Genomic DNA, 23,760 nt, shown 5'->3' with positions numbered 1-23,760 from the left:
GTAACGGCAGATACTTCCACTCTATCATATTTCGAAACGCGCCGGTCGCCGAACACGGCCGATACCTCAAGCTTGAAGCCAGTTTGACCACGGGGAGACGGTACGAACGGCGGATCACCAGCCAAGGAAGCTGAGTATACTCTGACCCGATATTCGAATCTCACCAACTTAACCAAAACTAAATGATGATGTAGTCCCAGTCTGCACGTGCTGATGACAATCGCACTCTCGTCGTTCGAGGCATCTCTCGACGAACTAGGTGTCTCGGTAACACGAACCACTGCTGACGAGTTCCACGAACACATCGGCGAGATCGTCGTGGAACCCGCCGTCGGTGTTCCGCTAGAGGAGACGTTCGACGACCCGGCGTTCTCGCTCGTCGATACGGTAGTCGTGGTCGATCCCACGCCAGCATCGCTTCGCCAGGCGACGACTGGCGTGACCGGGGCACGTATGGGGATCGCCGATTACGGATCATTGGTGCTCTCTCTGACCCGCCAGGCGAGCGAACTAGTGAGTCTGTTCGTCGAGCGCCATGTCATCGTCGTCAGCGCAACGGACGTCGTTTCAAACATGGACAAGGCAGTTGACGAACTCCACGAAGAGGTCAACGAGAACGGCGGAAGCGCGATCCTGTCGACCGGGCCGAGCGCGACTGCGGACATGGGCGCGCTCGTGAAGGGGGCTCACGGGCCGCGGGATGTCCACGTCATCGTAGTCGAGGAGGAGACGTGACGATGCCGTCGGCTGACGATATCCGCAAACTGATGCGGACCGAAGGAGCGGTCGTCGCAAAGAACACTCGGGCGTTCAACGAAGGCCGGTACGACTCAGTAGGCGACCTGGAGGACTACGAAGCGCTGAAACGCGAGGCGCGAGCGATCAAGGAAGATTCAATTGAACGGCTCCCAGAACTCGTCGAGCAATTGACCGAGACCGTCGAGGAGAACGGCGGCACAGTGTACGTCGCCGATAACGCCAACGACGCAAATGAGTACATCCGATCGGTCGTCGACGATCGGGACGCCGAACGTGTCGTCAAGAGCAAGTCGATGACCAGCGAGGAGCTCGAAGTCAACGACGCCCTGAAGGCCGACGGTATCGACGTCGTCGAGACGGACCTCGGGGAGTGGGTCCTGCAAGTCGCCGACGAGGCGCCGTCGCATATCGTCGCGCCGGCGATCCACAAGTCCCGTGAAGCTATCGCAGAGTTGTTCAACAGGCGATTCGCTCCCGAGGTTCCCTTAGAGAACGCCGAAGAGCTGACCCGATTCGCGCGCGAAAAACTTGGTGAACAGATCGTCGACGCTGAGGTGGGGCTCACCGGCGCAAACTTCCTTACCGCCGACACAGGGACGATGGCGCTGGTCACTAGCGAGGGGAACGCTCGCAAGACTGTGGCGGCGACGGACACCCAGATCACCGTCGCTGGGGTCGAGAAGATTATCCCCACGGTTGAGGACCTCCACCCGTTCATCGAGCTAATCGGTCGATCCGGCACCGGCCAGGACATCACGTCATACGTCTCTTTGCTAACACCACCAGTCAAGACGCCGGTAGTCGACTTCGAGGACGACAAGACACCGCTATCGGAGTTCGACGCCGACCGCGAGTTCCATCTCGTGCTCGTCGACAATGGACGGCTGGCGATGCGCGAGGACGAACACCTGCGCGAGACGCTATACTGCATTCGGTGTTCGGCCTGCTCAAACTCATGTGCGAACTTTCAGAGCGTCGGCGGTCACGCTTTCGGTGGCGAGACGTACTCTGGCGGCATCGCGACCGGCTGGGAGGCTGGCATTGAGGGGCTGGACGTCGCAGCAGAGTTCAATGACCTCTGTACAGGCTGTACCCGCTGCGTGAATGCCTGTCCGGTCGGGATCGATATTCCATGGATCAACACCGTCGTCCGGGATCGGATCAACCACGAGGGCGACGAACCCGCCGAGTGGCTCGTCGACGGACTGACGCCTCACGTAGAGGACGAGGCTGCTCCGCTTCAAAAACGCTTCTTCGGCAACTTCGAGACGGTTGCTAAGCTCGCCAGTGCGACCGCGCCGGTCTCGAACTGGCTGGCCGAGACACGAATCTCCAAGCAGCTTCTATTACGGGTGCTCGATATCGATCCTCGTCGCGAACTCCCGTCGTTCGAGCGTGAGACGCTCGTGGAGTGGTTCGCTGACCGCGACTCGGCGATCGCGGACCCTGAAAGGCGGGTTGTGCTCTATCCAGACCTCTACACCAACCACGTTCAGGTCGAGCGCGGCAAAGCCGCCGTCGAAGTGCTCGAAGCGCTCGGCGTCGACGTCGTTGTCCCGCCGGCGCCTTCGAGCGGTCGGGCACCGCTTTCTCAGGGGATGGTCGCGACCGCAACAGATCACGCCGAGCGTGTCGCCGAGGCGCTCGACCCATACGTCGCGGAGGGGCATGACATAGTGGTGATCGAACCCAGCGACCACGCGATGTTCCAGCGTGAGTACCAAAAACTACTCGACAGCGAGACGTTCGCCCGGCTCGCTGAGGGGAGCTACGAACTCTTGGAATACGTCTACGGACTCCTCGAAAATGGCGCGGATGTGTCGGCGCTATCGACGGTCGACGGCGACGATATTGCCTATCATAGCCACTGCCAGCAGCGAACCCTCGGGTTAGAAGCCTACACGGTCGCAGTCCTCGAAGACTGCGGCTACGACGTGACCACCTCAGAGGTTGAGTGCTGCGGGATGGCCGGGAGCTTCGGGTACAAGTCTGACTACTACGAGCTAAGTATGGACGTCGGCGACCGACTCTGCGACGAACTCCGGACCGACGGCGTCCGTGAGCGCCCGGTCGTAGCGAGCGGGACCTCTTGTCTCGAACAAATCGACGCACTGCTGGAGAGCCAGCCTCGGCACCCGATCGAACTGCTGGCGGCGTGAGTTCTGAACAGCTGATTCCATTTCGCTGGACTAAGTCGGTAGTTCGGTCGGAGCCGGTTAATAACGTCCTATCCGGTGATGCCGGATAAGCGTTTTCAGACGGAGATAGAACTCCAGTACCCTAGTTTTCACGGTAGAACTGTGATGGGGGGGCGATCGCACGGTGTGAAACGTTGTCCTGAGCGGTGGAAAGCATCGATCTTCCACTGTTAATTGAATTCAACGCCGGATACGTCTGACGAGCAAAGAAGTGGTTGGTCCACTCATCCTCTTTCCAACGGTATGGCTGTTATCTCCTATCGCCTGTTTTACAACCATACTAATGTAATTGATGGCAATCATAAGACTTCCATTCATTATCCGCTGATACCGGATAGACATTGGTTAGAGGTAGAGCGGTGATATATGCGCGGCTCACGTGACCCGTTTCCCGGGAAAACCTCACAGGCGAAGAAGCGGCGATTGGAACGTGGTCGGAGCGAGAACAGCGGCGAGATAGGTGATCGGTGATACTGACAGAAAAAAACTAGATGCGTGCTTTCCGGTGATAGCGGAAGCTTTTTGATGGCCAGTGTCAAAAGATGTCGTATGACAGAGGAAGTCCCCGTTAAGGCGGTAAAAAATATGTTTGAGATCATCAACACGCTGCGCGAACTCCAAGGGGCCGGCGTCTCCGAACTGGCGGATAGGATTAATAAGCCGACGAGCACGGTCCACGATCACCTACGAACGCTCGAAAGTGAGGAGTACCTCGTCAAGAAAGACGAGAAGTACTACGTCGGGACTCGATTCCTCGGAGTAGGCGAACAGGCACGCTCACGGTACAAGGTGTATCCGATCGCCCGTGAGGAACTCGATAAACTGGCCGAGCAAACTGGCGAGCACACGAATCTGATGATCGAAGAGCACGGAAAGGGAATCTTCCTATATAAAGCTCGCGGTCCCGACGCTGTGCAGCTTGATACCCACGCTGGCATGCGAGTCCATCTGCAGACAACGGCACTAGGGAAATCGATCCTCGCGTTCCGGCCTCGTGAGAAAGTCGAGGCGATCATCGATCGCCACGGCCTGCCAGCCGTGACCGAGACGACGATCACCGACGAGGAAACGCTGTTCGATGCGCTCGACCAAATCAGGGAACGGAAGTACGCGTATGACGACGAAGAGCGTGTCAAGGGGATGCGCTGTGTCGCCGCTCCAATCACGAACGAATCGGGGCGTGCCATCGCCGCGATCAGCGTCTCAGCGCCCAAGAGACGTATGAACGGCGAGAGGTTTCAAGAAGATATCCCACAGCTTCTCCGGCGGTGCTCTAACGTCATTGAGGTAAACCTCTCGCACACCTGACCAACTAGAGGCGAACGATCAGGTCGCATCAATCGGCAGTACGCGACGATACAACGCATACGGCGCGTCCCTGTAGCGAGAGCGTCGTGCATCCGTGGGATCGACGTACGAACGACTTAGGACGATGGAGAGTGAATGGATGAACGGCCACGAGGATACGAGCTTAGCCGAGAAAAGAAAATCTAAAGGGACAGGGCAGTAAGTGGACTGGTATGCGCATTGGACGATTCCAAGCCGGCAGTCAGTCGCGTATCGGTGTGTTCGAGGACGATGGTGTCCGAGACGTCAGTGACGAATTCGACGACTTTCAGGACGCCGTCACGCGGCCCGAAGCCGCCGACGATGTAGACGGCGAGACGTTTGATCTCGATTCAGTCACACACCTGGCTCCGACGACCCGCGAGAACACAGTGTTTTGCGCGGCGCTGAACTACGAAGCACACGCTGAAGAGTCCAATATTGCGGTTCCTGAATGGCCGCTGGTCTTCCTGAAGCTCCCGCGGACGCTCGTCGGACACGGTGAGCCAATCTCGTATCACACGCGCGTCACCGAGGAAATCGACTATGAGGCCGAGATGGCGGCGGTGATCGGCGAGCCGGCGAGACACGTCGATCCCGATGAGGCACTGGAATACGTTGCTGGGTACACTATTCTCAACGATACGTCTGCGCGGGACCTGCAACTCGGCCTGCAGGTCGGCGACGACGATATGCTCGACTGGTTCTCGGGCAAAGCGATGGAGCGAACGACGCCGGTCGGACCCTACGTCGCCGTCGACGAGATCGAGGATCCGCAGGACCTGAACATCACGTCACGCGTGGACGGCAAGACGATGCAGGACGACAACACCGGCATGATGATCCGGACCGTCGCCGACCTCGTCTCATTCGTCTCCACTCGCGTTCGCCTCGAGCCAGGCGATATCATCGCCACGGGGACACCAGAGGGCGTCGGCACGTTCCAGGATATCCAGCTTCACCCCGGCGAGACCGTCGAGATCGAGGTTGAGGGGATCGGCACGCTGGTCAACACCGTCAGGGAAGTCGACGAGTAGTGCGATTGCCGGAAAGACAGTGACAGTTAACGTACGTGCACGACCCGAAAGGGAGGGAACAACTGAGCCCGACGTACCGCACGACAAGCAGACGACCCCGATCCTTGTCGATGACGAAAGTAAGCGGCTCGTCGCGACCCGTGACATGCAGCGAACCGAGATGCGTATCGAATAGCGAGGTCTGCCCGAATCAATACGAAACTGACCGTCGAGAAGAGGACCTGAGTCAGTCGAGACTGACGTGGCGTCGAAATGATTTGTCGGTGATCCAGTCGCGGTCAGCATCTGACAGTACGTCGACCTGGCGGAGCCAATTGATTGCTTCGGCGTAGCTTGCGACATCGCTGACATTCGGGTAGTCGGACCCCCATATCACCCTCTCACGGCCGAACGTCTCGAGGAACCACCGCACGTGACCGTACATATCCTCGTATGGAAAACTCGTCTTGGACATGTGAGGGATCTCCGAGATCTTCACCGCGACGGTGGGGTACTCGGCCAACTCGGAGAACTGTGTGAATGTCCCTTCGTCGGTCGGTGTCTCCGGTCCTGCATGCGCGAAGTGATCGAAGAGGTACACAAGATCGGGATACGTCTTGACGAGTTCGATCGCCTGTGCTAGTTGTCTGTGATCGCATAGGATCTGGACTACGGCGTTCGTCTCGACGGCAGTCGCCCAGAACTCAGTCTCCTCAACGGCATCCCGGAGCCAGGTGACGCTCGAGTCGAACGTCTCCCACATCCGATCATAGGGGCATGCAGCACCTAGGCGGAACCCGAGGATTCCCTCTGTGTCCATACACCGACGAAGTTGCTCTGCGGCGTTGTCGGCGAACGGATCAAGCATAACGATTCCATGGAGTCGATCGTACTCTTCCGTGATCTGTAGCGTATACCAGTTGTCCGTCCAGTCGACGATGGGGTAGCCGACGACCACGGCCTCGTCAATGCCGTTACGGTCCATGTCGGTTAGCAGCCGATCAGCCGAGTAAACGGTATGGACATCAAACCCGTCGACAAGATCTAGCAGGGACCCGTTCACCCATGGGTGTTCTTCGCTTGCTGCATCCCATGCGTGCGTATGGGCATCAATCATAGAATGACTATTGTGTGTTATCGTATTAAATAGTGTCCACAGAAGAACTAAGCCGGGGCATCTACTCTCGTATACCATGGCGCGAATAGCGTTCCACCTCCGCATCGAAGATGGACAACGAGCAGCGTATCGCAAGGAGCACGAGGACGTTCCGACTGCTCTCGAATCGGCCTATCTTGAGTCAGACGCGGAACTCGAGACGTACAGCGTCTTCGAGAAAGACGGCCATGTGTTCGGATACATGGAGGTTGAAGATCCAGAGGCCATCCGAGAGATGATGGCTCAGAGCGAGGCGCAGGCCGATTGGGACGAAGTGATGGACCCGATCCTCGTCGACGAAGACGACCCTTGGATGGACGAAGTGTACCGGATGATCTAGCTCTTTAGGTAACCACCGTCAACGGCGATCGACTCGTTGGTGATCCATTCAACCCCGTCGGACAGCAACAGGACGATAACATATCCGATCTCAGCTGGTTGCATTGGTCTGTCTTAGCAATTCTGCTGGCGTTCGACCGTTGAGTGACTAGTGCGGTCGCTGTGTGTTATAGTGTATGAACTGCTCGATTTGCTCTCTGCCGCTCGCCCGACTGCCCACCCACAAATTGTGGAAGAGGCCAATTTTCATCTTCACGATATGATACAACTTTTAAATCAGGTTTCGGTCAACGTAGTTGAGCTGATCGCTCAATCCGAATCGAGCGAGAGAGCAGTCAGATAGCCGAAGCCATCGACGAGAAACACTATTTCAGAGAGACCGTGTCTTTCGGTCAATCGATGCAGGAACGCGGCGGTTGGATCAGTGCCTCGTCGTTCAAAGACTGCGATATCGAGAATAAGCTTAGAGGCTATAGTATCCGTTAGAATATTTTACTCAAAATACGTTGTTGAACAGAGTGGATCATCTCGACGAGATCTCTGTCGAGGAATTGCAAGATGCTCTCGCCAACGTGGACGGAAAGAAGCCGTCACAACGGCTGTTGGCAACAATAGCGTATAAAAGGGCGTCACGCAGACTGGACTCGCCGAGTGGCACGGTGTGCAACGACGAATGATCTATCGCTGGTTCAACCGACTTGACACTGACAAGTCGCTTGAGCAGGCCGGTACCAATATTCATCGGTCTGGTAGAAAACGAAAGCTCTCAGAAAAGAGCAATAAGAATTCGAAGAAGCTGTCCACGACTCACCCGAGGAAGTTGGGGTTGACGCGCCGGCGTCCACGCCGGCGCTCGTCCAGCAGCATCTCGACGAGACCTACGATGTCGAGTACTCAATCCCGAGTTGTCGGCGGTTGCTCAACGAGGCGGGCTTGAACTATCCAAAGCCATGGCGATCAGCCGCTGAATCTGACGCTGACGAGCACGAAACGTTCCATGACAAACTCACAAAAGCGACGGAAAATGGACGTCCAGTAGTCTGTATCGATTAAACCAAGCAATCCGTCCAGGTCGAGCCGCGTGCCGCGCGGAAATCACGCGGCACGCGGCCATCTGTCGAATTATTCGGCCAACGCGACTGGACGTGTCTCTTGGGCGCGATCACCGAAAGCGGTGATCGCTTTTTCTCCGATTCGAAGAGTACGTGACCGCCGAGCACACGAAACATTTCATTCTCTTGTTATGCAACGAGTTCAAAGATGATCTGCTCACCGTGCTGGATGGGCGCCGTCTTTCCAGGCGTTGGCTGTCACGGACCTAGTGGGTCGCGACGACCTCGCCTTCGTGACGTTGCCGGCGTACTCGCCAGAACGAAATTCAGTTGACGAGTGCTGGAGACAACTCCAAGCGGTACTCAGCACCCGCTTCTTTGAGTCACTCGATGACCTCACAATAGCGATTAATACTGCTCTATTGAAAATGCGGTACGGCGGGAGGATCATGGTTTTTCAGCGGTCAGTTTTATGTTGTGAAGAGCGAATATCAGGACAATTTCACGGAACTGTCGGTACCAGAATCGCGAACGCAAGGCGGAGTCTTGCGTTCGCTTCGTGGTTGAGTAGGACGTTTCTGCCATCCACCGTTGGGTGTACCCGTTTGCCTGAGTGAGTGCGTTATGCGCAACAGCCATCGGTGTCGATCCACGGTGATGAACGAGGTATTCGAGATCAAGCCCGGACAGCTCGTATTCGGTGTGCCAATCCTGAAATCCGTTATCGGCGACGACCCGCGGGTCAGCTTTTGTATCGTGTTTTCGCTCGATACAGCAATGGACGTCTAGCACTGCAAGCGACTATGTATCGGTTACGGTCGTCGCTTTGATCGTCTTTACTGTCCGGTTTTGTCGCTGGAGGTAGTACTGCGAGGCTTGCTTGTGTTCGAAGAACGTGCTGTCCAGAGCGACGTGTCCGGACTGGCGGTGTTGCTGCGCGGAGACGCGCAGCAACGCCCGCCAGACGTACATCGTATACCGATCGAGTGAGTGGTAGAACGTCGTTGGGTCGGGCAACGCGTCCGGATGGAGCCTGAGACGATCAACGAGTTCCGTGAACGTATGGCCTTCTTCTTTGCGAATACAGTGAGCGACGATGTGAGCCTCCCCTCCCCGCTCGATTCCCTAACGCTTGTTTAGCTGCACGAAGTACCTTCTCAACGAGGTCGAGGAGTACCACTCCCATAATCGCCTTCTCGTCCTCAGTTCCTCGAGTCGTTAGGGAACGATCCCATTGCCGTCTGCCGTTCTCAATAGAGCGCGGTAAATCCGTTTCAGTACACCTGTGCATATGTCATGGCGAGTCGTAGGTGCTTTCGCTGTCATGGAGACTGTTGCCACGCATCCGATGCGCTCCAGTGCCTGATTTTTGTGTGTATCCATTACATGCGTACGAATGTAATTAATATGCAGGTCGTGTGCCACCGGTCCTCGCTGGGCCGAGATTCAGGCCCCGTTTTTTCGCGGGTTACCCCCATTGAAACACGTATGTTGGTTTTGCAAGGGTCATATGTATCGGTGAGCACGATAGACAGTGAGGGAGCAACAAAAGGTGATTTTCATAGGGAGAGAGTCTGGTCTTCCAGTGCCCGCGAGAGATAGTGGTCAGCCATTCAATTGGCAGTGGATGCACTGTACATTATCCTCGTTTTGAGAGCGACAATCACTTCCTATTTTCGACGCGGATTTCCAGTTCGATCGTGTTCGCGGCACTGACAACGTCGTGGGGAATCATGTTCATAAACTCGGAGTCGCCCATCTTACTCGCGGGGAAGGCAACGGAAAGCGCTCCGATAACATCCCCGTTTTCGGCCGTAATCGCAGCCCCGACCGCCGACAGCCCCTCCATATGCTCCTCGTCGTTAACCGCGTACCCCTGTTCGGACACCTCCGATAAATCTTCGTAGAGCTCCGCTTCGTCAACGATGGTGCTCTCGGTGTACTCTGGCAGGCCGTGTTTCTCGATGATCTCTTCGACACGGTCGTCGGCGAATTCGGCGAGCATCGCCTTGCCGGCGGCGATGACGTGCAGATGTACCTGATCACCTACTTTATCGAGTGGGAGGATGCTGTTGGGGCTGCCTCTCTGGCCGATACAGGTTGCCACGCCGAACTCCTCGACGTAAATTTGCACCCGGGTGTTTGTCGCTTCAGCGAGATCCTCGATCTTATTTGATGCGTGTCCGTAGAAGATATTTTCCCGTCGACGGGTTTCACCCACTCGCAAAAACTTGAAGCCGGGATAGTAGGTGCCGTTTTTCTTGGCCACTAACTGGTTCTCGTAGAGCGTAACGAGGTGTGGGTGGATTGTTCCGGGCGTTAACCCAAGGTGGTCTGCGAGTTCTGTCAGGGTCGCACTTCGGAGTTCATGCAGCCCATCAAGGATGGCACAACTCTTGTCCACCGCCGAAATTGTCCGCGAATCGTTTGAAATCGTGTGATTTGTCATATCATCTCGTATGTGGATAACCTACTTAGTTCTTTTTGCGTGCTGCAAAGACGATCCAAGGGATGTCCAGCACAGCAGACGGACTATCAACATGCGCCCGCAGCATTAGGGATGGGCGCCGGTTGACAATTTACGTCTCTGTCAGCACAACTCTTAATAGAGCAGGAACAAGAGCTAGAGTGATGCCAACACCGTACATCGTTACCGTCGGGAGTACACCTGTCGGTAAGTTTGACACAACCGGTCGTGAATTATTCTCCCAGGCCATTGAGGACGCCTTCGAAAATCTTCCCGCTCCCCGAGAAATTGTAGATGCACTGTACGTCGGAAACCAGTCAGAGGCCTACGAACACCAGATCATTTATGGCTCCCAGCTTGCTGAATGGGCCGGACTGCGACATGTCCCCGCCGAGCGGGTTGAGGCGTGTGCAGCTTCCGGTGGTCTGGCGCTGAAAAACGCCGTCCAAGACGTACAGTCTGGGGCCCATGACGCGGTTCTCGCCGGTGGCCTCGAGATGATGAGTTCTGGTGGGACCGGGACGGCGACAGATGCGTTGATGGCAGCATCCGAGCGGATGTTCGAGCAGCGGTCGGGCATTACCGCACACGGGTTGTACGCGATGCTCGCTCAGCGATACTGCCACGAAACCGAGGCGACGGAGGAGGATTTCGCACGGATAGCGGTGAAGAATCATCGCAACGCCAGGACCAATCCGATTGCCCAATTCGACATGGCCCTCGACATAGAGACCGTGCTCGATTCCCAATACGTCGCGAACCCATTGAAGTTCTATGACTGTGCTCCCATCAGCGACGGCGCAGCCGCAGTGCTCGTCACGAACGAGGAGGTGGCGACGGAACTGGTCGCCCGGGATGATATGGTTGAGGTTGACGGATATGCCGCTGTGTCAGACTACCTGGCACTCGCAGAGCACAACCTGACTGAACTAGAGGGCGCGTCGAAGGCGATTCACTCTGCCTACGACCAAGCCGGCCTTGAGGCAGCGGATATCGATATCGCAGAAGTGCACGACGCGTTTACTGTCAACGAAGCGCTGTTGGCAGAGGCAGCCAGCTTCACGCCCCCCGGGAGGGGAATTGAAATTGGGTTCGACCCCGACGAACGCAGCGCCGAGTGTACGGACGTCCAAGTGAGTACCAGCGGCGGACTCAAGGCCAGAGGGCACCCGGTCGGGGCGACCGGACTGTACCAGGCAATCGAGGCGTACGAACAGCTAACTGAACGCGCCAACCCCGCCCGGCAGGTCGACGACGCGACCGCAGCGCTCACCGTAAACGAAGGCGGGACCGGCGACGCACTGACGACTGCACACGTTTTCACAGCCTAAAACGATGAGAGATCACACCCACTCTGATGCGACGGACGACCCAGACGAACAGCCCCCCTGTGCGATGACCGACGGCGGGAGTTCACGTAGTGACTTGACCCTGGATCACTCACTTACCTCGGCAGGCTTCTTCGAGGCGCTCTCAGAGGACAGGCTCGTCGGTGGCCGCTGTCAGGACTGCGATGCCGTACTCCTCCCCCCGCGGCCGATCTGTAATGAGTGCGGGGGGTCCGACGTCGTCGCCGAAGACCTCCCCAAGGAAGGGACCATCGTCACCCATACGAACATCCACAAGACTGCACCCGTCTTCGACGACTTAGCACCGCTCGCAGTCGCCATCGTGGAACTCGATTCGACCGGTCGCTTCCCTGCCCGCGTTGAGGCTCCCTACGACGAGATATCGATCGGTGACCGTGTCCGGGTCGAACAGCGCGAGCCGACCGACGCAGATCGGGAATTCGCGCTCGACCACGAGGAAGACTGGCCGCTTCCCGTCTTCGTCCCTGTTGACGAATAACGGCTGACGCCCTTCCGCAGTTTCTTCTCGCGTCACTGTCACCAAGTCTACCCACGCCGTGACCGTTATACAAAACATCCCTCGCATATATTCAGCCGTCATATATATGATTAAACGAAGGATTTATAATCTCCTGCTTCATCATCGGAGTTGGTGTTAGCCAGTGACAAACACAGTTCGCCGAATGGCAAAGCATAGCAAAGCTGCCGTACATAGATACCTTCCAGATGCGTTCATTTTTGCAGTTTTACTGACTATAATCACGTACATTCTCGCGTTCCTCGCTGTCGAACCTCAATCAGGTACTGTGACCCACGCGCGCAGACTGATGATCGATGGGTGGTACGGTGGCTTTTGGAACCTTTTAGCATTCGCGATGCAGATGACACTAATTTTGATGACAGGGTACGCACTGGCGCAGACAGACGCTGTTGACCATCTGTTGACAAAGATTGCGAGTGCACCCTCCACAGAACGGCGAGCGGCAGCGCTCGTCCCGATTGTCGCAGCAATCGCTTCGTTCATCCACTGGGGACTGGGTCTCGTCATCGGAGCTATCTTCGCGCGAAAGGTCGCCGAGAGCATGCGAGAGATCGACTTCCCCCTCATCGTGGCAGGGGCTTACTCCGGCTTCCTCGTGTTTCACGGGGGGCTGGCCGGGTCTATCCCGCTACTAATGAATACGGAGGGGAACTTCCTCATCGAAGCCGGCATCATCAGCGAGACACTCCCGACCAGCCAGACGATCTTCACTCCGATGAATCTTATACTGGTGGGTGTGCTAACGTTCATCTTCCTCCCACTGATGTTTTACCTGATGTACCCCGGCAGTGACGAGGAGAAAACGACTATCGACCCCCGTGAGTTCGACACTGCTACGGACGGTGGCGAACCCGTGTCAGCGACGGCACCGGTGCAGACTGAGTTGTCCTTTGCCGATAAACTCGAGCGATCGAATCTGATCGCCTATTCTATCGGTATAGCTGGTCTCTTCGCCGTCGGACTCTACTACGCCATTCCCATGGTTCAGGATGGCGTGATGCCGTGGAACAACCTCAACCTGAACATCGTGAATTTCTTCTTCCTGTTCGCAGGGTTGACCCTTCACGGCTCGCCGATGGCGTACATCGAATCGATGAAAGAAGCTGTCGAGAACGTCTGGGGAATCATCCTCCAGTTCCCGTTCTATGCTGGGATCATGGGGTTGATGGGCTATGCTCCCGAAGGGTCTGTGAATCTGGCAACGCAGATTGCAATGGGGATGATCAACGTCTCACCGGACGGAACGTTGCCTGCAGTCGCGTTCCTGACTGGTGGTATCGTCAACTTCTTCGTCCCAAGTGGTGGCGGTGAGTGGTCGGTCATCGGCGAGACGATCATCAGGGCGGCCGAAGCTAGCGACACCAGCGTCGCTCGTGCATCGATGGCTACCGCTTGGGGTGACGCCTGGACCAACATGCTCCAGCCGTTTTGGGCGATTCCCCTGCTGGCTATCAGTGGTCTCTCCGTCCGCGACATCATGGGCTACTGTGTGATGATCCTGATCGGCAGTGGGCTGATAATCGTCGTGGGTGTGACGTTTCTACCGATGTAACCGTGTCGGCATACCCCTTCGGATGGCCTCAACCCTGGAACTGACAGTTCATCTGCCTCACATTCTCTGTCGTCTCGTCCACCGATAGTCACACCACCCGGATGCCTGCAGAAATTGCGGTCGGTGACTGACACCGTAACTTCATTATGCTGGAGGTGTTTACTGCAAGCTGTACTCATGACCGACAATACCGATTCAGCGTGGCCGAACAGTCCACCAGCAGTCGGTGAGAGCGCCAGGTTATCCCGCACAGTTGAACGTGAGGATATCGAGAAATTCTCTGAGATAAGTGGTGATTTCAACCCGCTCCACTACGACGAAGCGGCCGCAGAAGCGTCCCAGTTCGGCGAACTCGTCGTCCAGGGTGGTATCACCAGCGCCATCCTCAACGCTGTCGTAGCCCAAGAACTCCCCGGCCCAGGAACCGTCTTCTTAAACGTCGACTGGAATTTCGAGGCCCCGGTCCGGCCGGGAGAGACAATTACCGGAATTGTCGAGGTCACTGACGTTCGTACGGACAAACCCATTACCGAAATGGAAACACGCGTCGTTAGAGACGACGACGTCACGGCTCTCGAGGGAACTGCTGTCTGTTATACCATGGACGTTACCCAGGAGTCGACGTAGCGGTCACTCGGGACGGCTATCTCACGGTTAGTCCCGCAGTCCTTGGGAGGAATTCGCCCCGATCGGAAATCGGGGGAAGGATAATACTCTTTAATGTGCAGAGTTTCCTCTCATATGGCATGTCAGAGCAAGCCGTATCCGAACGGGTAGTCCATCGTCCTTCCGAGGAATTCGTGGAGTCTACCAACGTCTGGGCGTTCATGCAGAAATACGAAATCGAGGATTACGACGAACTCCTGGTTCGGGCGAACGGAGACATCGAGTGGTTCTGGGACGAACTCGTTGATTTTCTCGATATCGAATTCTACGAACCGTACGACATGGTCCGTGATGACTCACGGGGCCCCCAGTTCGACGAGTGGTACAAGGGCGGCGAACTCAACGTCGCGCATAACACTGTCGACAAACACGCCACACTGGACAACGAGCGCCGGAACAAAGTTGCATGTCTCTGGGAGGGCGAGGACGGCGAAATTCGGGAGGTGACCTTCCACGAACTCCAACGGCAGTCGAACAAGGTGGCGAACTATCTGACTGGCAGGGGCATCAAGAAGGGTGATACAGTGGGGCTGTTCATGCCCATGGTCCCCGAGGTAATCAGCATCATTTATGGCTGTTTCAAGGTTGGGGCTATCGCAGTTCCCATCTTCTCGGGTTTTGGCGTCGAGGCGACGGCTACGCGTCTCGAGGACCCCGAGTGTTCCGTGCTATTCACCTGTGACGGCTTCTTCAGGCGTGGATCCGAAGTCACTCTCAAAGAGACTGCCGACCGTGCGATCGACCACGCCGATACCGACGTGACGGACGTCGTCGTGTACAACCGGCTGGGTGCCGACATCCCGTGGTCTCCAGACCGCGATAGCTGGTGGGACGAGGCCATCGAGTCCCAGGACGACGACTTTGACACCGTCGCGATGCAGAGTACCGACGAGAGTATGTTGCTGTACTCCTCAGGGACGACCGGAAAACCGAAAGGGATCGTCCACACACACGCCGGCATTCAGATGCAGTGTGCCAAGGAGGTGTACTTCGGGTTCGACCTCAAGCCATCGGACCGGTTCTTCTGGGTCTCGAACATCGGCTGGATGATGGGGCCGTGGTCACTTATCGGGACGCACACCTTCGGTGGGACGGTGTTCATGTACGAGGGGGCGCCGGATTACCCCGATCCCGACCGCTTCTGGATGATGATTGACCGGCACAAAATCACCCAGCTCGGCGTCTCGCCGACGGCAATCCGAGCACTGCGGGAACATGGAGACGAGTGGGTCGAACGCTACGACCTCTCGAGCCTCCGACTGCTCGGCTCGACGGGCGAGCCGTGGGACCCGGAATCGTGGCTGTGGTTCTACGAGACCATTGGTGGCGGTGATACGCCCATTATCAACATCTCCGGAGGTACCGAAATCTGTGGCTGTTTCCTGATGCCGCTGCCCACCAACGACCTCAAACCGTGTACGCTCGGCGGGCCGGGGCTTGGCATGGACGTCGATATCGTCGACAGCCAGGGTGAATCGGTCACAGATGAGCACGAACGTGGCTTCCTCGTTGCGCGTGACTCCTGTCCGAGTATGACGAAGTCGCTGTGGGGAGGGGACGATCGGTATCTCGAGGAATACTGGAGTTCTTGGGACGACATCTGGGACCACGGCGACTGGGCCCAACAGGACGAAGACGGGTCCTGGTTCCTACACGGTCGTGCCGACGACGCGCTCAACGTCGCCGGCCGGAAAGTCGGTCCCGCTGAGGTTGAAAGTGCGGCGATGGACCACGAGGCGGTCAACCAGACGGCTGTTATCGGTGTCCCCGACGAACGGACCGGGACGGGCGTCGTCCTCTTTGTCATCGTCGACGACGACCACGAGAGTAACAGTGACCTGGCCACGGAGATTCGGGAAACCGTCGGTAAGGAACTCGGCAAGCCCTTCCGACCACGGGAAGTCCACTTCGTCGACGGGTTCCCCAAAACGCAGTCGGGGAAAATCGTACGGCGTGTTATCGAATCCGCCTACACTGATGATGATCTGGGCGACCTCTCCTCTATCGACAATCCCGAGGTGCTCGAGGCGTTCAAACAGAACGCATAGCTCTAATATCACTTCCGCGTACCGGCATCTGTGAAGCCGTTGCGCCCAGTGGACCGAAACCTTATTTTACTTGTAGTATCCTCTTTCATTTACGAATGGCAGCTATCGCTAACGGGAAGTGGCGTGCACTCATCCTAGTCGGGATTGCGGAGTTGTTTGCGATGACGTTGTGGTTTAGCGGGACAGCAGTCGGCCCAGAACTGGCCAAGATGTGGCACCTCTCCGCTGCGGAGACGGCGTGGCTGACCAACGCCGTCCAACTGGGCTTCGTCGTCGGTGCACTGCTGTCGGCAACACTCACCATCGCTGACGTCATCCGCCCTAGGTATCTCTTTGCAGGCTCTGCGCTCGCCGGCGCTGGTGCGACGGCACTCATCGCTGGGTTCGTCTCGAGTGGTCTCCCGGCCATCCTCCTCCGTTTCGTCACCGGCGTCACCCTCGCAGGCGTCTATCCGACAGGGATGAAGATGATGGCCGCGTGGTTTGACAAGGGGCGTGGGCTCGCTATCGGTGTCCTCGTCGGCGCACTCACCGTCGGCTCGGCATCGCCACATCTCATCCGAGCGGTCGGCGGCATCGGTCAACCGGATCTCGTGCTCTATGGGACCGCAGGGCTCGCAGCTCTCGGTGGGCTTCTTGTACTCGCTTACGAGGACGGGCCGTACCAGCCTGAGACGTCCCCGTTCGACCCCAGCGCAATCCGGCGTATCGTCACTGACCGTGGTGTTGTCTTGGCAAATACCGGCTATTTCGGTCACATGTGGGAGCTGTACGCGGTCTGGACCTGGATACCGATATTTCTCGCAGCCAGCTTGGAGGCCAGTGGGACGGCCAACGCGGAACAACTCGCTGCACTCCTGGCATTCGGGACCATTGCAATCGGCGGCGTGGGGGCCTGGCTTGCGGGCTCGGCTGCTGATCGCTGGGGACGGTCGCTGGTGACTAGCGTTTCGATGGGCGTCTCCGGCACCGCCTGTCTCCTCGCCGGTATCGTCTTCGGCTCGTCGCTGGTCATCATCGTCCCGTTCGTCCTTCTTTGGGGATTCTTCATCGTCGCGGACTCCGCGCAGTTTTCCGCGGCCGTCTCGGAACTGGCCGACGATAGTTACGTCGGCTCTGCACTGACGCTTCAGACTGCCATTGGCTTTCTCATTACCATCGCCTCCATCCAACTGATTCCCATGGTTCAGAACATGGTTGGATGGCGGTGGACCTTCATCCCGCTCGTTGTCGGCCCGCTCGTGGGCACGGGCGCGATGCTGCGGCTGCGGTCGCTCCCCGAGGCCGACCGACTCGCTGGTGGGCGGGGATAAACCGGGCTACTCCCATGCTCTCCAGACTAACCGACGGGACCGTTTACTACGGATGGGTCATTGCCCTGGCGTGTTTCATCGTCAACGGCGTGGTCTTCGGAATGACCTACTCCTTCGGCGTCTTCCTCGATCCGCTCGTCTCGTCGTTCGGCGCGTCGATGGCCCAGACCTCGCTCGTCTACGGCGTCCAACTGTTCGTCCTCTATGCCGCTGCGGCGCCGATGGGCGTCCTCGTGGAATGGGTAGGCCCTCGGCGAGGACTGGTGCTGGCTGCCATTCTTCTGGGCGGGGGCATGGTCACCGGGAGCCAGGCGACGAGCCTGCTAGTGCTCATCCTGACCTACAGTCTCATCTCAGGGGCCGGCATGAGTCTTGCGTTCATCATCGGCTATGCGACGCCGCTCCAGTGGTTCCAGCAGCGACGTGGCCTGGCGACAGGAATTGCAAGCGCAGGCCTCGGGATCGGTATGGTCGTCATCGCGCCGACGGCATCGCTCCTTGTCACGTCGGTCGGGTGGCGAGGGGCGTTTCCCCTACTCGGCGCTGGCCTCGGGCTCACATTGGTCCTGGCGGCACTGGCGATAGCGGACGATCCCACACAATTTGATGCCGTCGATACCGAGTTTCCCGACGGGCGTCCCACGTCGGGGAACAACTGGCACGATCAGTTGCAGACCATCTACAGCATCGCCAGAAGTCGCGCCTTCGTCCTGCTGTTCGGTGGCTACATCCTACTGTATGGCACGCTGTACGTGATGCTCAACCACATCGTCAACTACGCCGCCCAGCATGGAATTCAAGAAACAGGCGTGCTCGCGGTCAGCGTTATCGGTGGTACGACGACAATCACCCGCTTTAGCGTCGGCGGCATCGCCGACCGGCTGGGACGGCTGGCCGTCTTCGTAACGTGTGGTGCCGTGATGGCACTGGCTCTAATCGGGCTCTCACTCACCGAGGCGCCGCTGATGCTTCTCGCTATCACGGGCTTTTTCGGCGTTGGCTATGGTGGTACTGGTGCCTTGCTATCCTCTGTTCCGGCAGACCTCTTCGGGGGCCGCAATCTCAACGCGCTATTCGGCTTCACCTCGCTCTCACTGGCGGTACCCGCACTATTGGGCCCCTGGCTGGCTAGTCTCGCATTTGACCAACTGGGGACCTACATACCGATTTTCTTCATGACCGGTGTCTTCGGGTTAGCTGGCGTCGCCTCCATCATTGCTTGCGCGCGGTATCAAGGCAATCTCTAAGGAATCGTCCGTTGGGGATGGCTCCGACCCTCCGAGACACACCGTTCACGACCAGTGTTGACTGGCCGCTGTCCAGCACGAACCAATCTGGATGTGAGACCGGTAGCGCTCCCTGATGAGCCGGAGGACTGGGAGTTGCGGGGGGTAGTCTCTCTACGACGGCAATGTCTATAGTATCCGTTAGAACTGTTTACTCAGAATATGTTTCTGAATGCAGTGAATGATATCGACGAAATTACTGTCGAGGATGTGCAAGATATTCTCGACAACGTGGAAGGAAAGAAACCGATACAACGGCTCATAGCGGCAATAGCGTCCAAAAATGCGTTACGCAAACTGAACTCGCCGAGTGGTACGGCGTTCAGTGACGGACTATCTATCGCTGGCTCAAGAGGCTCGACATTGACGAGTCGCTCGAGCATACTGCTGTTAATGTTCATCGATCTAGAAGAAATCGGAAGCTATCAGAAAAAAGTAAAAAGAGTCGGAGAGACTGTCCACGGATCTCCTGAGGAAATTGGGGTTAACTCGCTACCGTGGATGCCGGTGCTCGTCCGGCAGTATCCTGACGAGACCGACGATGTCGCGTACTCGATCCCGAGTTGCCGGCTGTTGCTCAACGAAACGGGGTTGAGTTATCAAAAACCACGCCGTACAGCCGCCGAATCTGACGCTGACGAGCAAGAGACGTTCCGCGTTGAGCTCAAAAACGGCGGGAGATGGACGCCACAATAGTCTGTATCGATCCAAGAAATCCGTCCAAGTTGAGCCGCGTGCCACGCGGGAACCACGCGGCACGCAGCCGTTTGTCGAATTAACCGTCCAACGCGACTGGACATGTCTTTTGGGCGCGATCACTGTTTTCGGTGATCGCTTTTTTTCTCAATTCGAAGAGTATGTGACCGCTGCTCATGCCAAACGTTTCATTCTTGCTTTATATGAAGAATTCAAAGATGATTTGCTTATCGTGTTGGATGGAGCGCTGTATTTCCAGGCGTCAGCCGTCACAGACCTAGCGGCCCGCGACGACCTCACATTTATAACGTCGCCTGTTATTCTCCCGAACTAAATCCGGTTGAGGAGTGCTGGAGACAGCTACAAACTGCTCTATTGAAAATGGGAGACTGCGTGGGGATACCGCAATTATGATGGTTGCTATTCAGTAAAATACCTTTGATCGTGGTTGGAATATATTTTGCTCGAGATGATCACCTCGAGCACTGCCAGATTAGGTGAGAAAGTCGAGTCACCTCTCGGCCAAAATGCGTAATTCTTTAGTTCAAAATCTACTGACCCCGCCGCCGTACCGCATTTTCAATAGAGCACTACAAACGGCTTTCAGCGATAGATTCTTTGAGCCACTTGCCGAACAGTCAACAGTGATTGACACTGCTCTCGACTAACTCTCGGTTCCAAAGTGGGAAATTACTTCTAGTCCTAATTATAGTTAGCACTATCTAGATCGTTCTAGGGCCACGGTCACTGATCGAGGCCGAGATGGTCGCGACGGATGACCCGTCATCCCGCTTCAGGAAACCATGGCGTTCACAAACGAGTACTAAACGACCTTCGAGTCTGCACTCGATATGCTTGGCCGCATGTGCGACAACGACGACGCTGACGCGTCCTACCGGATTGATCTAGCCTGAGCATGAGTAAAGAAGACCGAAGCAAGGCACTCATCCATGTGCTCGAAGAACTAGAGGCGTGATTTATTGGCTTCGACCTTGTTGGAGGCTACGTGGTTAGTCAGGTCGAGACGCGGTTCTCGACCGACCTCGACCTTGTCATCGCTCCAGATGACTACGACAAAGTCATTGCTTTCCTTGAAGCGCGTTGATTCGAACGAGAAGCTGATCTCAAAATTTCGCCAGAAGAGGGCCATAGCTACCGTGAAACGCCGAACCGGCTGAAGCATATGGCCTAGATTCGTGACGTACTTGGCTTTGATCGAGTCGATCTCCTGGGTTAAAGCACGATCCACAAGTCGTTCGATCGGCTCAAAATGTGGGTGTGGCGGGCGGTACTGCGCGTTTCAGCGCAGCAACACCCGCAGTCTGGACACACAGCCATCGACAGCACGTTCTTCAACCGACGCGCTGCCTCGTCATATCACCGTCAGCGATCTGGGAACAGTGTTCAGACGCTGAAAGTGACGACAGTAACCGATGTAGAGTCTCTTGCTGTTCTTGACGTTCACATCTCAGCACGATGGAAACACGATACGAAGACGGGGCCGCAGGTCGTCCGCCGAAACGCAGACGACCTGCTGCCCGTGGCTGCTGACAAAGTCTTCCACAACTGGCACACGAAGTTCCAGTTCTACCCCACGGTGTCGAGCCATCGATCTTACAACGTGGATCGAGATCACTCAAGAAAGGACACAACGCGCTTATCCGGGCAAGCGGCTACTCTCAGCACTGGATGGCCGAAACCTCATACTCGACAACGAAGCACTCGCTCGGCGATGCCATGCGAGCGCTGGGCTGGTATCGACAGTTCCGTGAAATCGTCCTCATGTTCACTATCACCAATATAGAACAGCTCTGTGAGCCGCTCTAACTACCACTTAGCATCTAGTCAACACAGCAGGTTGGACCAATGTGCTAATGATTCGCTGTGCTTCCGCGCTGCGACACTGCTGCGCCGACGGTGCGCCGGGTGGTGGTATCGCCTTTCGACGGCCACCACGATCGAGGTCACGCGTCGTGTGGAATCGAGATACAGGCGGCAGATTAAAGAAGCACGATTGCGATTCGTACACTATGGAGACCGACACAATCTCGGGAACCGAACAATCAGACGTATCGTCACTCGCCTCGCGGCTTGGCGCCGCTATCGCTGATATGCCGGAGTATCAGCGTTTCCTCGAAACGCAGATGGCAGTGCAGAACTCCGAGGAGGCCCAACAGAAGATCAGCGAGTTTGAACAGGCCCACGAGTCGTACATGCTCTCCCGACAGTCGGGGTCCGTCTCGCAGGACCAGATCCAGCGGCTCCAGAACCTCCAGTCGGAGCTCAACTCCATCCCCGTAATGGCCGAACACTTGGAGGCGCAGGCCGCGTTAGAAGCGCGCCTGACGGAACTCAACGATGTCATCTCCGAGCCTCTATCCATCGACTTCGGCCAGAAAGCCGGCGGCTGCTGCGAGGACTGACGGCCCGATCGCCGTTCAACTGGGAAGTCCAACCGCCGCAGGATGGCTTTTCCCGCGTCGAGTACGCCGACGATCAGATCAGTGGTCCGAATATTCGCTCACTCCGAAAACCAAAGGAGGGCGAGAGCAAAGGGGCCCGCCGCCGGAAGAAAACGGCGGATCCCCCGAACGCGATGACGACGCTCGATTGGACACGGATCGTGTCGGACCTCGTGAGGGAGTCGGGGATCCGAGGTCTGGGGTAGCCCTGCTAACACAGTAGGAACTATCTAACGAGGTGTCACGGGACTGCGGGCGGGGCGAGCAGCGTGAACGTCGGCGAATCGGTGCGAGTCGCCGTGACGACCAGTTCGGGCGAGTCGCCGATTGTCGTTACGGTTTGTGTTCACCTCCATCTGTCGGTGCCAACGCAGAAACGTCCTGGTCGGTGTAGTCCTCGATCCACCCCCCACGGAGGCCGGTGAGTGCGTCGGCCTTCGGGGCGAAGGGTTTGACGTCCAGTACCGGCGTCCCGTTGACGAGGTCGAGAGACTCCACGGATAGGACGGTATCATCTCGGCTTGTGAGGCGGACGATTGAAAGCCCGATGGGGTTTGGACGCCGCGGTCCACGTGTGGCGAAGATCCCAGGTTCGACGTCGGCAAACGGGGGATCACACGTCATGGCCGCGTCCTCGACGAGGTGGAGGTGCGTGACCAGAACGATGTGCGAGAATCCGTCGATCTCGGCTAGCCCGTCACCGTATTTCTCGTCGAGTTCGACGGTTCCACTGGCGTCGACCGCGGCGCTCGCGTGTTTCGGGATGTCCGCCGGTGACTCATACGGCGAATGAACCACCCCAATGGGATCGTAACAAATCTCTTTGCGGAACATATTCGTTGTACGAGCACAGCAGACGAATAACTGGCGGTAGTTGTCCGCGGGCTACCTGGCCTTGTCGAGATCACTCGGGCGATCGACGTCGCAGAGTACGGCCGGGTCAGCGGTTTCGATGGCGACGGCCGCGTCGGATTCGGTTAGCAGCCGTCGGCCGCCGACGTCGCCGTCGACGTCGGTTAGTTCGTCGAAGAAGCGCACGTCGAACAGGACCGGGTTGCCGCGCTTCCCCTCGTAGGCGGCTGCCACGACATCGGCGACACCGCGTTCATAGGCGTCGACGAGCAGGTCGACCGACGTCGGGTCGACGTTGGGCATGTCGCCGAGCGCGACGAGGGCGGCATCTGCGTCCTGCGCTGCGGCGCGTTCGATACCTGTTTGGACGGATATGCTCTGGCCCTCGGCGTAGGCCTTGTTGAGACGTACTGTTACCGGGAGGGCCTCGAGGGCGGCAGTGACGTAGTCGGCTTCATGGCCGACGACAACCGTGATACCATCGACGGCGCTTGCGAGGAGTGCCTCGGCCGCGTGGCGGACCAACGGCTGCCCGTCGACCGTCGCCAGGAGCTTGTTCGCTTTTCCGTAGCGACTGCTCGTCCCAGCGGCAAGCAAGATGCCGTGGACTGTCGCCCCTAACCGTGGCTGTCGATCTGGGAACGACGCCGGCTGTTGGACGGGGAGGTTACGTCGGGCCATC

17 protein-coding genes and 5 pseudogenes are annotated in these 23,760 nt (G+C 57.3%); 16 read left to right on the top strand and 6 right to left on the bottom strand.

What is annotated here, in order from left to right:
* Positions 1 to 213: 213 nt before the first annotated feature.
* From NJU76_RS18440 to NJU76_RS18425, 4 genes are all read left to right on the top strand, one after another.
* Positions 214 to 735 (top strand): LUD domain-containing protein, encoded by a 522-nt coding sequence (locus tag NJU76_RS18440; RefSeq protein ID WP_254533307.1) that lies wholly within the window; start codon positions 214 to 216, stop codon positions 733 to 735.
* Positions 736 to 737: 2 nt separating this feature from the next.
* Entirely contained in the window at positions 738 to 2,918 is a 2,181-nt protein-coding gene (locus tag NJU76_RS18435) for an LUD domain-containing protein (RefSeq protein WP_254533306.1), read from the top strand.
* 588 nt (positions 2,919 to 3,506) lie between these two features.
* Entirely contained in the window at positions 3,507 to 4,265 is a 759-nt protein-coding gene (locus tag NJU76_RS18430) for an IclR family transcriptional regulator (RefSeq protein WP_254533305.1), read from the top strand.
* A gap of 212 nt (positions 4,266 to 4,477) precedes the next feature.
* Positions 4,478 to 5,320 carry a fumarylacetoacetate hydrolase family protein gene (locus tag NJU76_RS18425; RefSeq protein ID WP_254533304.1) on the top strand — a complete coding sequence of 281 codons (843 nt, stop codon included), beginning with the start codon at positions 4,478 to 4,480 and terminating at the stop codon, positions 5,318 to 5,320.
* A gap of 226 nt (positions 5,321 to 5,546) precedes the next feature.
* On the opposite strand, the gene NJU76_RS18420 is transcribed toward NJU76_RS18425, so the two are convergent.
* The gene (locus NJU76_RS18420) at positions 5,547 to 6,416 is read right to left on the bottom strand and encodes an amidohydrolase family protein (RefSeq protein WP_254533303.1); all 870 of its coding nucleotides are present in this window, start codon (positions 6,414 to 6,416) and stop codon (positions 5,547 to 5,549) included.
* 76 nt (positions 6,417 to 6,492) lie between these two features.
* Between NJU76_RS18420 and NJU76_RS18415 the strand changes: the two genes are divergently transcribed.
* Positions 6,493 to 6,795, top strand: coding sequence for an L-rhamnose mutarotase (locus NJU76_RS18415; protein WP_254533302.1), 303 nt, complete (start codon positions 6,493 to 6,495; stop codon positions 6,793 to 6,795).
* Positions 6,796 to 6,942: 147 nt separating this feature from the next.
* On the opposite strand, the pseudogene NJU76_RS18405 reads toward NJU76_RS18415, so the two are convergent.
* A pseudogene (locus tag NJU76_RS18405) lies at positions 6,943 to 7,262 on the bottom strand (transposase domain-containing protein); the annotation flags it as partial.
* A gap of 50 nt (positions 7,263 to 7,312) precedes the next feature.
* Between NJU76_RS18405 and NJU76_RS18400 the strand changes: the two are divergent.
* Positions 7,313 to 8,268: pseudogene (locus tag NJU76_RS18400) on the top strand (IS630 family transposase); the annotation flags it as partial.
* 25 nt (positions 8,269 to 8,293) lie between these two features.
* Here NJU76_RS18400 and NJU76_RS18395 read toward each other — a convergent pair.
* A pseudogene (locus NJU76_RS18395) lies at positions 8,294 to 9,032 on the bottom strand (transposase).
* 477 nt (positions 9,033 to 9,509) lie between these two features.
* Positions 9,510 to 10,295 carry an IclR family transcriptional regulator gene (locus NJU76_RS18390; protein WP_254533301.1) on the bottom strand — a complete coding sequence of 262 codons (786 nt, stop codon included), beginning with the start codon at positions 10,293 to 10,295 and terminating at the stop codon, positions 9,510 to 9,512.
* A 182-nt stretch (positions 10,296 to 10,477) separates the two neighbouring features.
* On the opposite strand from NJU76_RS18390, the gene NJU76_RS18385 reads away from it, so the two are divergent.
* From NJU76_RS18385 to NJU76_RS18340, 10 genes and pseudogenes are all read left to right on the top strand, one after another.
* Entirely contained in the window at positions 10,478 to 11,644 is a 1,167-nt protein-coding gene (locus tag NJU76_RS18385; protein ID WP_254533300.1) for a thiolase C-terminal domain-containing protein, read from the top strand.
* Between the two features lie 4 nt (positions 11,645 to 11,648).
* Positions 11,649 to 12,161 (top strand): Zn-ribbon domain-containing OB-fold protein, encoded by a 513-nt coding sequence (locus tag NJU76_RS18380; RefSeq protein ID WP_254533299.1) that lies wholly within the window; start codon positions 11,649 to 11,651, stop codon positions 12,159 to 12,161.
* A 163-nt stretch (positions 12,162 to 12,324) separates the two neighbouring features.
* A complete protein-coding gene (locus NJU76_RS18375) occupies positions 12,325 to 13,755 on the top strand; it encodes a short-chain fatty acid transporter (RefSeq protein WP_254533298.1) in 1,431 nt (476 codons plus the stop codon).
* A gap of 177 nt (positions 13,756 to 13,932) precedes the next feature.
* Positions 13,933 to 14,382 (top strand): MaoC family dehydratase, encoded by a 450-nt coding sequence (locus NJU76_RS18370; protein WP_254533297.1) that lies wholly within the window; start codon positions 13,933 to 13,935, stop codon positions 14,380 to 14,382.
* A gap of 119 nt (positions 14,383 to 14,501) precedes the next feature.
* Entirely contained in the window at positions 14,502 to 16,469 is a 1,968-nt protein-coding gene (locus NJU76_RS18365) for an AMP-binding protein (RefSeq protein ID WP_254533296.1), read from the top strand.
* Between the two features lie 95 nt (positions 16,470 to 16,564).
* On the top strand, positions 16,565 to 17,782 hold the full coding sequence (locus NJU76_RS18360; RefSeq protein WP_254533295.1) for an MFS transporter: 1,218 nt from the start codon (positions 16,565 to 16,567) through the stop codon (positions 17,780 to 17,782).
* A gap of 14 nt (positions 17,783 to 17,796) precedes the next feature.
* Positions 17,797 to 19,029 (top strand): MFS transporter, encoded by a 1,233-nt coding sequence (locus NJU76_RS18355; protein WP_254533294.1) that lies wholly within the window; start codon positions 17,797 to 17,799, stop codon positions 19,027 to 19,029.
* A gap of 216 nt (positions 19,030 to 19,245) precedes the next feature.
* Positions 19,246 to 20,139 (top strand): annotated as a pseudogene (locus tag NJU76_RS18350) (IS630 family transposase); the annotation flags it as partial.
* A 763-nt stretch (positions 20,140 to 20,902) separates the two neighbouring features.
* Positions 20,903 to 21,591, top strand: a pseudogene (locus NJU76_RS18345) (transposase); the annotation flags it as partial.
* Positions 21,592 to 21,794: 203 nt separating this feature from the next.
* A complete protein-coding gene (locus NJU76_RS18340; protein WP_254533293.1) occupies positions 21,795 to 22,187 on the top strand; it encodes a YlbF/YmcA family competence regulator in 393 nt (130 codons plus the stop codon).
* A gap of 372 nt (positions 22,188 to 22,559) precedes the next feature.
* On the opposite strand, the gene tsaA is transcribed toward NJU76_RS18340, so the two are convergent.
* On the bottom strand, positions 22,560 to 23,060 hold the full coding sequence (tsaA, locus tag NJU76_RS18335) for a tRNA (N6-threonylcarbamoyladenosine(37)-N6)-methyltransferase TrmO (RefSeq protein WP_254533292.1): 501 nt from the start codon (positions 23,058 to 23,060) through the stop codon (positions 22,560 to 22,562).
* Between the two features lie 51 nt (positions 23,061 to 23,111).
* Positions 23,112 to 23,759 carry a nucleotidyltransferase family protein gene (locus NJU76_RS18330; RefSeq protein ID WP_254533291.1) on the bottom strand — a complete coding sequence of 216 codons (648 nt, stop codon included), beginning with the start codon at positions 23,757 to 23,759 and terminating at the stop codon, positions 23,112 to 23,114.
* Between the last annotated feature and the right edge of the window lies 1 nt (position 23,760).

The sequence above is a fragment of the Natrinema gelatinilyticum genome (assembly GCF_024266705.1).
In the GTDB taxonomy this organism is placed as follows: Archaea; Halobacteriota; Halobacteria; order Halobacteriales; family Natrialbaceae; genus Natrinema; species Natrinema gelatinilyticum.
Note: the sequence above shows the minus strand (reverse complement) of the source record. Positions and strands in the feature narration are given on the sequence as shown.

Bases quoted from the DNA above. Each gene is read 5' to 3' on its own strand.
- NJU76_RS18415 (WP_254533302.1), top strand. From the start codon at position 6,493: ATGGCGCGAATAGCGTTCCACCTCCGCATCGAAGATGGACAACGAGCA.
- NJU76_RS18340 (WP_254533293.1), top strand. From the start codon at position 21,795: ATGGAGACCGACACAATCTCGGGAACCGAACAATCAGACGTATCGTCA.
- NJU76_RS18435 (WP_254533306.1), top strand. From the start codon at position 738: ATGCCGTCGGCTGACGATATCCGCAAACTGATGCGGACCGAAGGAGCG.
- tsaA (WP_254533292.1), bottom strand. From the start codon at position 23,060: ATGTTCCGCAAAGAGATTTGTTACGATCCCATTGGGGTGGTTCATTCG.
- NJU76_RS18330 (WP_254533291.1), bottom strand. From the start codon at position 23,759: ATGGCCCGACGTAACCTCCCCGTCCAACAGCCGGCGTCGTTCCCAGAT.
- NJU76_RS18355 (WP_254533294.1), top strand. From the start codon at position 17,797: ATGCTCTCCAGACTAACCGACGGGACCGTTTACTACGGATGGGTCATT.
- NJU76_RS18440 (WP_254533307.1), top strand. From the start codon at position 214: ATGACAATCGCACTCTCGTCGTTCGAGGCATCTCTCGACGAACTAGGT.
- NJU76_RS18370 (WP_254533297.1), top strand. From the start codon at position 13,933: ATGACCGACAATACCGATTCAGCGTGGCCGAACAGTCCACCAGCAGTC.
- NJU76_RS18365 (WP_254533296.1), top strand. From the start codon at position 14,502: ATGTCAGAGCAAGCCGTATCCGAACGGGTAGTCCATCGTCCTTCCGAG.
- NJU76_RS18420 (WP_254533303.1), bottom strand. From the start codon at position 6,416: ATGATTGATGCCCATACGCACGCATGGGATGCAGCAAGCGAAGAACAC.
- NJU76_RS18430 (WP_254533305.1), top strand. From the start codon at position 3,507: ATGACAGAGGAAGTCCCCGTTAAGGCGGTAAAAAATATGTTTGAGATC.
- NJU76_RS18360 (WP_254533295.1), top strand. From the start codon at position 16,565: ATGGCAGCTATCGCTAACGGGAAGTGGCGTGCACTCATCCTAGTCGGG.
- NJU76_RS18385 (WP_254533300.1), top strand. From the start codon at position 10,478: ATGCCAACACCGTACATCGTTACCGTCGGGAGTACACCTGTCGGTAAG.
- NJU76_RS18425 (WP_254533304.1), top strand. From the start codon at position 4,478: ATGCGCATTGGACGATTCCAAGCCGGCAGTCAGTCGCGTATCGGTGTG.
- NJU76_RS18390 (WP_254533301.1), bottom strand. From the start codon at position 10,295: ATGACAAATCACACGATTTCAAACGATTCGCGGACAATTTCGGCGGTG.
- NJU76_RS18380 (WP_254533299.1), top strand. From the start codon at position 11,649: ATGAGAGATCACACCCACTCTGATGCGACGGACGACCCAGACGAACAG.